Origin of the sequence: Mesorhizobium sp. M7A.F.Ca.US.014.04.1.1, assembly GCF_003998745.1 — a bacterium.
Taxonomy (GTDB): Bacteria; Pseudomonadota; Alphaproteobacteria; order Rhizobiales; family Rhizobiaceae; genus Mesorhizobium; species Mesorhizobium ciceri.
Genome location: NZ_RZRW01000192.1, coordinates 1 through 9,698, shown reverse-complemented (window position 1 = coordinate 9,698; position 9,698 = coordinate 1). Strand labels below are relative to the sequence as shown.

Here is a 9,698-nt window from a genome sequence, read left to right as displayed (position 1 = left end):
AAGCGCTACAAGGGCAGGGCGGCGATCATGTCGTTCGACCATTGGCTGGTCCGCGATTTTCCGAAGGACGCGCCGGGTATCCCAGGGGGTCTCACCGCCTACGGCAAGGACGTCGGGTTGATCGAGGCGCATTTCGCCATGCTGGCGCATGAGATCGCCTTCACCTCCTACGCCGCCGGCGACCTGCCAAACCCATTTGTCAGCTTCGTGCGTGAAAGGCTGAAAATGCCTGTTATCACCTGGACGGTGCATGACCAGCCGGCGGTCGACCTGACCTTCAGATATGCCGACCAGATGACTTTCGAAGGGTTCGAACCCGATCTGGTCAAAGTCGCCTGAGTGTCTGAAACGTGACTTGCACCAGGCCGGACGGAGCTTAAATAAGCCTCATGGATCAGGGCGATGAGGGTGACGGACAAACGGCCAATGCGGACTATTCGATCCGCGTCGCCGCCGGCATCGGCGCCTTCACCTATGATGAATGGAATGGCTTTGCGGGAACTGCGCGCGGCGATTTAGAAGCCAGCTACAATCCTTTGGTTTCATTCGCTTTTCTAGGCGCGCTCGAAGATTCTGGATGCGCCGTGCGGCGTACCGGCTGGCAGGGCCACCACCTCCGGCTCGAGGATGGGCAAGGCAGATTGCTGGGCGCGGTGCCCTGTTATCTCAAATCGCACAGCCAGGGCGAATATGTGTTCGACCATGGCTGGTCGGATGCGTTCGAACGCGCCGGTGGCCGCTACTATCCCAAACTGCAAAGTGCCGTGCCGTTCTCCCCGGTCACCGGCCCTCGCCTGCTGGTCACCAGGGGCGAGGACAGTGCCAAGGTGAAGGCCGGTCTCGCGGCGGGCCTGAAGGCGGTGACGCAAAAGCTCGGTGTCTCTTCCGCACATGTCACCTTCGCGCAAGAGAGCGATGTGGAGGTGCTGGAAGCAGCCGGTTTCCTGCACCGCACCGACCAGCAATTCCATTTCTTCAACGAAGGCTTTTCAACCTATGACGACTTCCTCGCCACCCTTGCCTCGCGCAAGCGAAAGGCGATGAAAAAGGAAAGGCGCGAAGCGCTTGCCCCAGGCATTTCAATCGACCGGCTGACCGGCAAGGACCTCACGGAGAAAGCCTGGGACGATTTCTTCGCCTTCTACATGGACACCGGCAGTCGCAAATGGGGCCGGCCCTATCTCAATCGTCAATTCTTCTCGATGATCGGCGAGCGCATGGCCGACGACATCCTGCTGGTGATGGCCAGGCGCAACGGGCGCTATATCGCCGGCGCGATCAATTTCATCGGTTCGGATGCACTTTATGGCCGCAACTGGGGCTGCATCGAGGACCATCCCTTCCTGCATTTCGAGGTCTGCTATCATCAGGCGATCGACTTCGCCATCGAGCGCAAGCTCAAGGTGGTCGAGGCGGGAGCGCAGGGCGAGCACAAGCTGGCGCGCGGCTACCGGCCGGTGACCATGCATTCCGCGCACTACATTGCGCACCCAGGCCTGCGCAACGCCGTCGCCGACTATCTTCGGCGCGAACGGCAGGAGGTGGAGCGGATGAGCGAATATCTGGAAGAGCATACCCCGTTCCGCAAGGATCTCGAGGAGTAGCCCCGGCTGGCCGGCTGGGGGGCGACGATTATCTTGCCGAATTTCGACGCCTTCGCTACACGAAGGCACAATCCGGAGCGTTCGCCATGACCGAGGCCGCCTACGATACCGACAACATTTTCGCCAAGATCCTGCGCGGCGAAATTCCCTCGCACCGTGTCTACGAGGATGACGCGGTCATCGCCTTCATGGATGTGATGCCGCAGGGGCCCGGCCATACGCTGGTGGTGCCGAAAGCGCCGTCGCGCAACCTTCTCGATGCCGATCCGTCAATTTTCGGCCATCTCTTGAGCGCCGTTCAGAAAGTGGCGCTGGCGGTGAAAAAGGCCTTCGGCGCCGATGGCGTCACCGTCATGCAGTTCAATGAGCCGGCCTCAGGGCAGACCGTCTATCATCTGCATGTGCATGTCATTCCGCGCTTCGACGGCATCCCGCTGAAGCCGCACACGGGCGAGATGGAGAAGCCGGAGATTCTGGTCGGTAACGCCGAAAAGATACGGACTGCACTCAAAAATTGAGAGCGGGAGGTCCGCCAATGATGTGGTGGACCGGGTCGAGAATATCGGACTAACAAGCGCCGTTCAGTCCAGAAGCCGATTCTAATGCCCGGCCGTGCCCAGTGCCGACTCAACCGTTTGCAACTCTAATCGTCTGATTAGGAAATATCGAACCATCTCACGGTAAAATGCTAACGCGTGGCGAGCTGTGGGGCTTCAAAACCATGGAACATTCGGTTGCGGCATCGGCCCCACTGGCGGGGGCAATTGTCGAGCGTGCTTTTCTTGGCATCTTGGCGGATGCCTTTTGGCGACACCGGCTGCTGCACGCTATGGCTGCCGCTGCGCTGCTTCTGGCAAGCGCAGTCGGGTGGCACACTGGAAACATGCCGGATTTCGGCGTTCTGGAGGAATACGCTGAGTATCTTTTCATCGCCTTCTGGATTTGCGGCTCAGCCTTTGCACTTGGGACGCTTCTCCATCTTGCGCTGGTCCAGCGGGATACCGAACCGCTGCACACCTTCCTCAAGTCACTGGGTAGATTCTTTGGCGACGCCGAACGCATTGCCAACAGCCTGAATGGCCTGGGTGCGGGTCTTGCCTTCATATCCGCGATCGGTGTGTTGAAGGGAGCCATTGCAATCCTCTCTCCGTTTGCATGGGACAAGGCATTGGCTCAGGCCGACCGCATCCTGCATTTCGGTCGAGCCCCGCACGAATGGTTGTGGTTTACCGTCCAGTCGCCGCTTGCATTGAAGATCATCAACATCGCTTACAATTTCTGGTTCGTCGTGCTCATTACCGCGGTTTTCACCGTGTGCATCGCACGCAAGGATACGAAGCTGCGTCACCAGTTCCTGATGAGCTTCATGACGGTGTGGACGCTGGGTGGCTTCTTCCTCGCGATGGGCCTGTCGTCGGCTGGCCCTTGCTTTTACGAGCGATTGGGGTTCGGCAACGACTTTCACGCCCTCATGCAAGCACTCGCCACCGCCGATCGCATCTATCCAATCTGGGCGCTCAACACGCAGGATATGCTGTGGGGTGGCTACACCGGCGCAACTACCGGCAGCGTCGGTATATCCGCCTTCCCATCCCTGCACGTTGCGATGGCGGTGCTGTTCGCTCTCTATGCAACGCGGCGGTCTCGGCTGGCCGGTGTTGTGATGTGGTTATTCGCGGCGTCATTATGGTCGGATCCGTCGTGCTTGGCTGGCACTATGCCGTGGATGGCTATGCGGGCGCATCCCTGATGGTCGCGATCTGGAAGGCGTGCGGATATTTGCTGACCCGTTTCGAGTCGGACAGCGCGGCCGCTGAGAGCTCCACCATGCAATCGCCGGCCCTTTGCGGGATGTAAATTCGCCGATCTGGACGAACTCGCCTGCGGCGGCATGCCGGTCAAAACGCCTCAAGGGCGGCGCTGGATGGGTTGGACATTTCCGAAACGCTGTTCGATACGGTCCTTGCCGAAGCTGCTCTGCGAGCGTGTCCGCGCATTGCCCAGGGCTCAGGAGCGACGTGTCGACTTCCAGATCGTACACGCCGGGCCGGTGCACCTCTTCCTGCCACAGGCGCGCCACCGGGCCGCAATCCCATCTCGGGTCGATAGCGCGGCGGCATGGCCTGATCGCAAACGTCGACACCGAGATTGATCCAGACGCCATCGAAGCACTCCTGAACAGCCTTGGCGATGCTTGTTTTTCGATCGCGGCGCACCGTTCAGGATGATGATCTGGCCGATTATGCCTACCCTCGCTCCAATAAAAAAGCCCCGTCTCCGGGGCTTTTTTGACTTTCGTAAGCTCAGTTCTTTCGGGGCAGTTGTGGCACCAGGCTGCGCTTGCCGCCGTCCTTGCCCTTGGCTTCGGGCTTCTGCGCCACCAGCTTCTTGGCCGCCGGCTTTTTCACCACGGCCTTTCTGGACTTCGGCGTTTCTTCCGGCTCTTCCTTCTTCGGCTTCACCGGCGCCTCGTCGGCCAGCGATTCGAGCTTCAGGCCGGTCTCGCCGGTTTCCTTCTTCTCGACGGTGACGCGCACCGTGCCGCCCTTCTTGAGCTTGCCGAACAGCACCTCGTCGGCCAATGGCTTCTTGATGTGCTCCTGGATCACACGACCGAGCGGCCGCGCGCCCATGCGCTCATCATAGCCCTTGTCGGCGAGCCAGGCGATCGCGTCCGCCGACAGGTCGAAGGTGACGCCACGCTCGGAAAGCTGGGCCTCGAGCTGCATGACGAACTTCTGCACCACCTGATGGATGACCGGCACCGGCAGCGAGCCGAACGGGATGATCGCATCGAGACGGTTGCGGAACTCCGGCGTGAACAGCCGGTTGATCGCCTCGACATCGTCGCCTTCGCGCTTGGTCGAGCCGAAGCCGATCGCCGCACGCTGCGCATCCGACGCGCCCGCATTGGTGGTCATGATCAGGATCACATTGCGGAAGTCGATCTGCTTGCCGTTGTGGTCGGTCAGCTTGCCATGGTCCATAACCTGCAACAGGATGTTGAACAGGTCCGGATGCGCCTTCTCGACCTCGTCCAGCAACAGCACGCAATGCGGATGCTGGTCGACGCCGTCCGTCAGAAGACCGCCCTGGTCGAAGCCGACATAGCCGGGAGGAGCACCGATCAGCCGCGACACGGTGTGGCGCTCCATATATTCCGACATGTCGAAGCGGATCAGCTCCACGCCGAGCGACGCGGCCAACTGCTTGGCCACTTCGGTCTTGCCGACGCCGGTCGGGCCGGAGAACAGGTAGGAGCCGATCGGCTTCTCCGGTTCGCGCAGGCCGGCACGCGCCAGCTTGATCGCCGAGGTCAGTGCGGTGATCGCAGTGTCCTGGCCATAGACGACTCGCTTCAGCTCGATATCGAGGCCCTGCAGCACCTTCTCGTCGTCGGCCGAAACCGTCTTCGGCGGGATGCGGGCCATGGTGGCGATCGTCGCCTCGATCTCCTTGATGCCGATAGTCTTCTTGCGCTTGGCTTCCGGCACCAGCATCTGCGAGGCGCCGGTCTCGTCGATCACGTCGATCGCCTTGTCCGGCAGCTTGCGGTCGTTGATGTAGCGTGCCGACAGTTCCACCGAGGCCTTGATCGCCTCGTTGGTGAACTTCACCTTGTGGAACTCCTCATAATAGGGCTTGAGGCCCTTCATGATCTCGATCGCGTCCTCGATGGTCGGCTCGTTGACGTCGATCTTCTGGAAGCGCCGCACCAAGGCACGGTCCTTCTCGAAGAACTGGCGGAATTCCTTGTAGGTGGTCGAGCCGATGCAGCGGATCGCACCCGACGACAGCGCCGGCTTCAACAGGTTGGACGCATCCATGGCGCCGCCTGAAGTCGCCCCTGCCCCGATCACCGTGTGAATCTCGTCGATGAACAGCACGGCGCCAGGATAATCCTCGAGCTCCTTGACGACCTGCTTCAGCCGTTCCTCGAAATCACCGCGATAGCGCGTGCCGGCGAGCAGCGTGCCCATATCGAGCGCGAAGATGGTGGCATTGTGCAGCACTTCGGGAACGTCGCCCTCGACGATGCGCTTGGCCAGGCCCTCGGCGATCGCCGTCTTGCCGACGCCGGGGTCACCGACGTAGAGCGGGTTGTTCTTGGAGCGGCGGCACAGCACCTGGATGGTGCGGTTGATCTCGGACTCGCGGCCGATCAGCGGGTCGATCTTGCCGGCCTTGGCCTTGTTGTTGAGATTGACGCAATAGGCCGTCAGCGCGTCCTGCTGCTGCTTCTTCTTGCCGCCTTCCTCTTGCGGCTCGGCGCCGTTCTGGCCGCCCTGCTCGTCATCGGCGCCGCGCGGCGAGCGTGTCTCCGACGCGCCCGGACGCTTGGCAATGCCGTGCGAGATGTAGTTGACCGCATCGTAGCGGGTCATCTGCTGTTCCTGCAGGAAATAGGCGGCATGGCTCTCGCGCTCGGCGAAGATGGCGACGAGCACGTTGGCGCCCGACACTTCCTCGCGGCCAGAAGACTGCACATGGATCACCGCGCGCTGGATGACGCGCTGGAAACCGGCCGTCGGCTTGGAGTCCTCGTCGTAGCCGGTGACGAGGTTGTCCAGCTCGGTGTCGATATAGGTGAGAACCGTATGCTTGAGCTCATCGAGATCGACATTGCAGGCGCGCATGACGGCGGCCGCCTCGGTGTCGTCGATGAGCGCGAGCAGCAGATGTTCTAGGGTTGCATATTCATGGTGCCGCTCATTGGCGAGCGTCAGCGCCTGGTGAAGCGCCTTTTCCAGGCCTTGGGAGAAAGCCGGCATGTTACCTCACTTCTTCTCCATCACGCATTGCAGCGGATGCTGATTCTGTCGGGCGAAATCCATGACCTGGGACACTTTGGTCTCGGCCACCTCGAATGTATAGACCCCGCACTCGCCCACTCCATGATTGTGAACATGAAGCATGATGCGTGTGGCGGCTTCGCGATCCTTCTGGAAAAAACGCTCCAGCACGTGAACCACGAACTCCATCGGAGTGTAGTCGTCGTTGAGGATGAGGACCCGATAAAGGCTGGGCTTCTTGGTCTTGGTTTTGGTGCGCGTGATGACGGCCGTCCCACGGCCGGCCCCATTGCCGTTACCGTCGCCGTCTTGCATTCGCACCACGCGTCTCGTGGCAGTCAAACCGATCGTCACGTATTCCTGCCTCTTTCGATTCCCCATGCGAGTTCGACATGTAGGTGTTCGATGTACGATTTTAAGCCCTTCTGGTTAGCTGACAATATGGCTAGGTCACCAAACTTGGACGATTTTCGCAATCGTGAAGGGGCGCGAGGCTCTGGAACGGAAATTGACACGAAAAAGCCCGGCCACGTTTCCACGGCCGGGCTTTTTCTCGGGTCAAAAGGCTGAATCTGGGTCACGTCAGGCGAAATCAGTTCGCCCGGGCGAAATTACTTCGCCTTGGCAACGATCGATTCGAATGGCTTGTAGGCTTCCTTGGCGAGTTCGGCATAGAGATCGCCGATCTTGGTAGCCTCGGCGACGAACGCCTCATAGGACTGCTTGGCGTAGTCCGACTGGATCTCGATGGCCTTTTCCAGCGACTTGGCTGAAAACAGCTTCTCCACAGTGGCGCTGCCGGTTTCAAAACTCTTCTTGGTGTATTCACCAGCCTCGGTGGCAATCGCCTGTGCGCCCTTGGAGAGCGACGCGAAGCTCTTCAATCCGGTGTCGGCGAACTCTTTGCCGTATTTGCTGAAGTCCTCATAGGTCTGGGTCATTTCACGATTCCCTTGACGGTTGAGGCGTCCTTCTTCGGGGCGCCCTTGTGCAATGCAAGATAATATATTGTGCGCCGCACAAAAGTCAAGATTTCGCGGGCTCGCGGACCCGCCTGCGCAGCCAATGGCTAAAAATCGAATAAAGAGAGCTTCAAGCACGAAGAAAATGGTGAACGCGGCGGTTACCATAAACGGATTGGTAACGCTGCGCCGGTAGCTTGGCCGGAAGCGAGGCAGGACCCTTTGCCGCCTCCAACGCAACGAAGAAATCCAAGGGAAGTACCAGTGCGTAAGGCGTTGTTGGGCATCGTTTCCAAATCCACCTCCCCTCTCAAAACGATGATGATCATCGCCTTGGCGATGACATTCGTTTTTGGAGACGTTGCCTCGTCGCTGGCGGCCAAGCAGGCGGCCATCGTCGTGGATGCCAAGACTGGCAAGGTGCTTTACTCCGCAGATGCCAACGGCAGGCGCTATCCAGCTTCGCTGACCAAGATGATGACGCTGTACCTGACCTTCGAAGCGATGGCGAAGGGCAAGATCAGCAGGAATACGCCAGTGGTGTTTTCCGCCAAGGCCTCCGCCGAGGCGCCGACGAAACTTGGCGTGAAGCCGGGCGGTTCGGTCACGGTCGAGACCGCGATCCTGTCGATCGTCACCAAGTCGGCGAATGACTCGGCCACCGCGCTCGGCGAAATGCTCGGCGGCAATGAAACCACTTTTGCCCGCATGATGACCGCCAAGGCGCGTGCGCTGGGCATGAACGGCACCGTGTTCCGCAACGCCAATGGCCTGCCAGACCCTGGCCAGTTCACCACCGCGCGCGATATGGCGACGCTCGGCATCGCGCTGCGCGAACATTTTCCGCAATATTACGGCTATTTCTCGCAGCGCTCCTTCCTCTACGGGCGTCAGCGCATCAACGGTCACAATCGCCTGCTCGGACGCATCAAGGGTGTCGACGGCATCAAGACGGGCTACACCCGCGCCTCCGGCTTCAACCTCGTCTCGTCGGTTTCCGACGGCAATCGCCGCATCGTCGGCGTGGTCATGGGCGGCAGTTCCGGCCGCAGCCGCGACAATCAGATGGCCAGCTTGATCAACACCTATCTGCCGAGGGCATCGACTCGCGGCGGTGGCGATCTGGTGGCCAAGGCCGGCGGCAACAACCCGGTCACCGCCCTCGCCCAGGTTCTCCTGCCCAAGCATGACGCTCCGACGCCCGATGACAAGCCTGTTGTGGCGCAGGACGACGCCACCGTCGCCGAGGACGCCACGGTCGCGGAAGACGATACCCCGCAGGCCGAAGAAGCAGCCCCCGTCGTCAAGACCAGAAAGGTCAAGACCGTCATCGTTTCAGCCCCCCAGGTCGCGACGGCCCAGGTCGTCGCTGCCTATGCCGAGCCAACACCAGCGGCCGTCGATCCGGTCAACACGGCGTCGGTGCCGTCGGGCTGGGCCATTCAGGTCGCCTCGTCGCCAAAGCAGTCCGAGGCACAGGCCTTCCTCGACAAGACCACCAAGCAGGCGCCCAAGGTGCTGGCCGACGCCTCCGGCTTCACCGTCGCCTTCGACAAGGACGGCGTCACCTACTATCGCGCCCGCTTCGGCGGCTTCGGTTCGAAGACCGCCGCCTGGAAGGCCTGCACCGCTTTGAAGAAGAAGAACATCGAGTGCTACGCCGTCCAGCAGTAGGACGGCGTGGAAATCATCTCCCGGAAAAATTCTGCGTCGAAGGAGACTAGTTGTGATTGGAGAGCAAGACGTCCTTGGCTTCGTTAATCCGCGCCGCCAGGAAAGACGTGCCGCCGACATCGGGGTGCAGGCGCTGCATCAGGCGGCGGTGCGCCTTGCGGACATCCGCCGCGGCGGCCCCCGCTTCAAGACCAAGGACCTTGTAGGCCTCCTCCTTAGTCATGGCGCCCGGACCTGGCGCAACACCCAGCCCTTCGCCACCGTTCGTCTCAGTGTTTTTGCGCCAGACGGGAAATCTGCCGTCAAGATACGTCTCTAGCAACTGCCGGCTCTCCGGATCACCGGAGAGTTCGCGGTAGAGGTGCTGCAATTCCACCAGCCCCATCGCGCCAAGCATCTTGCCTTCGTGGCGGCCAGCCAGGACCAGTCCTTCGAGGCCGCCGGTATCGTGATCGAGCTCCATTTCCAATGCCGCTGTGCGCACCGTCGAGCGTTTGCCCGGTGCAAGCCCCGCCGGCTGGCGTTTCATTCGCATGGAACCATACCAGGCAATTGCCGCGGTGAGGATCATGCCGCCGACGCCTTCACGGCCGACCACCAGCACGGCGACGCCGACAACTGCCAGAAGAGCCGGCCCAAGCGTTCGCAGCGTGCCCGCCAGTTTC

The 9,698-nt window shown here is 60.9% G+C and carries 8 protein-coding genes and 2 pseudogenes; 5 read left to right on the top strand and 5 right to left on the bottom strand.

Going from position 1 to position 9,698, the window contains the following annotated elements:
* From EOA22_RS14945 to EOA22_RS14930, 4 genes and pseudogenes are all read left to right on the top strand, one after another.
* Nucleotides 1–339: pseudogene (locus tag EOA22_RS14945) on the top strand (glycerophosphodiester phosphodiesterase); the annotation flags it as partial.
* 50 nt (nucleotides 340–389) lie between these two features.
* On the top strand, nucleotides 390–1,604 hold the full coding sequence (locus tag EOA22_RS14940; protein WP_063167961.1) for a GNAT family N-acetyltransferase: 1,215 nt from the start codon (nucleotides 390–392) through the stop codon (nucleotides 1,602–1,604).
* 86 nt (nucleotides 1,605–1,690) lie between these two features.
* Nucleotides 1,691–2,122 (top strand): HIT family protein, encoded by a 432-nt coding sequence (locus tag EOA22_RS14935; protein WP_013531772.1) that lies wholly within the window; start codon nucleotides 1,691–1,693, stop codon nucleotides 2,120–2,122.
* Nucleotides 2,123–2,325: 203 nt separating this feature from the next.
* Nucleotides 2,326–3,354 (top strand): phosphatase PAP2 family protein, encoded by a 1,029-nt coding sequence (locus EOA22_RS14930; RefSeq protein ID WP_244514298.1) that lies wholly within the window; start codon nucleotides 2,326–2,328, stop codon nucleotides 3,352–3,354.
* Between the two features lie 186 nt (nucleotides 3,355–3,540).
* Here EOA22_RS14930 and EOA22_RS14925 read toward each other — a convergent pair.
* From EOA22_RS14925 to EOA22_RS14910, 4 genes and pseudogenes are all read right to left on the bottom strand, one after another.
* Nucleotides 3,541–3,848: pseudogene (locus EOA22_RS14925) on the bottom strand (hypothetical protein); the annotation flags it as partial.
* Nucleotides 3,849–3,907: 59 nt separating this feature from the next.
* Nucleotides 3,908–6,376: an ATP-dependent Clp protease ATP-binding subunit ClpA gene (gene clpA / locus EOA22_RS14920; RefSeq protein ID WP_013531774.1), complete on the bottom strand. Its 2,469-nt coding sequence runs from the start codon at nucleotides 6,374–6,376 to the stop codon at nucleotides 3,908–3,910.
* 6 nt (nucleotides 6,377–6,382) lie between these two features.
* The gene (clpS, locus tag EOA22_RS14915) at nucleotides 6,383–6,712 is read right to left on the bottom strand and encodes an ATP-dependent Clp protease adapter ClpS (protein ID WP_023812950.1); all 330 of its coding nucleotides are present in this window, start codon (nucleotides 6,710–6,712) and stop codon (nucleotides 6,383–6,385) included.
* A 296-nt stretch (nucleotides 6,713–7,008) separates the two neighbouring features.
* The gene (locus tag EOA22_RS14910; RefSeq protein WP_013531776.1) at nucleotides 7,009–7,338 is read right to left on the bottom strand and encodes a phasin family protein; all 330 of its coding nucleotides are present in this window, start codon (nucleotides 7,336–7,338) and stop codon (nucleotides 7,009–7,011) included.
* Nucleotides 7,339–7,623: 285 nt separating this feature from the next.
* Between EOA22_RS14910 and EOA22_RS14905 the strand changes: the two genes are divergently transcribed.
* Entirely contained in the window at nucleotides 7,624–9,033 is a 1,410-nt protein-coding gene (locus EOA22_RS14905) for a D-alanyl-D-alanine carboxypeptidase (protein WP_013531777.1), read from the top strand.
* Between the two features lie 46 nt (nucleotides 9,034–9,079).
* On the opposite strand, the gene EOA22_RS14900 is transcribed toward EOA22_RS14905, so the two are convergent.
* Nucleotides 9,080–9,698, bottom strand: a 619-nt coding sequence (locus tag EOA22_RS14900; RefSeq protein WP_127390055.1) for a DnaJ domain-containing protein, incomplete at its 5' end; no start/stop codon positions are given.

Bases quoted from the DNA above. Each gene is read 5' to 3' on its own strand.
- EOA22_RS14910 (WP_013531776.1), bottom strand. From the start codon at position 7,338: ATGACCCAGACCTATGAGGACTTCAGCAAATACGGCAAAGAGTTCGCC.
- EOA22_RS14935 (WP_013531772.1), top strand. From the start codon at position 1,691: ATGACCGAGGCCGCCTACGATACCGACAACATTTTCGCCAAGATCCTG.
- EOA22_RS14930 (WP_244514298.1), top strand. From the start codon at position 2,326: ATGGAACATTCGGTTGCGGCATCGGCCCCACTGGCGGGGGCAATTGTC.
- EOA22_RS14940 (WP_063167961.1), top strand. From the start codon at position 390: ATGGATCAGGGCGATGAGGGTGACGGACAAACGGCCAATGCGGACTAT.
- clpA (WP_013531774.1), bottom strand. From the start codon at position 6,376: ATGCCGGCTTTCTCCCAAGGCCTGGAAAAGGCGCTTCACCAGGCGCTG.
- clpS (WP_023812950.1), bottom strand. From the start codon at position 6,712: ATGCAAGACGGCGACGGTAACGGCAATGGGGCCGGCCGTGGGACGGCC.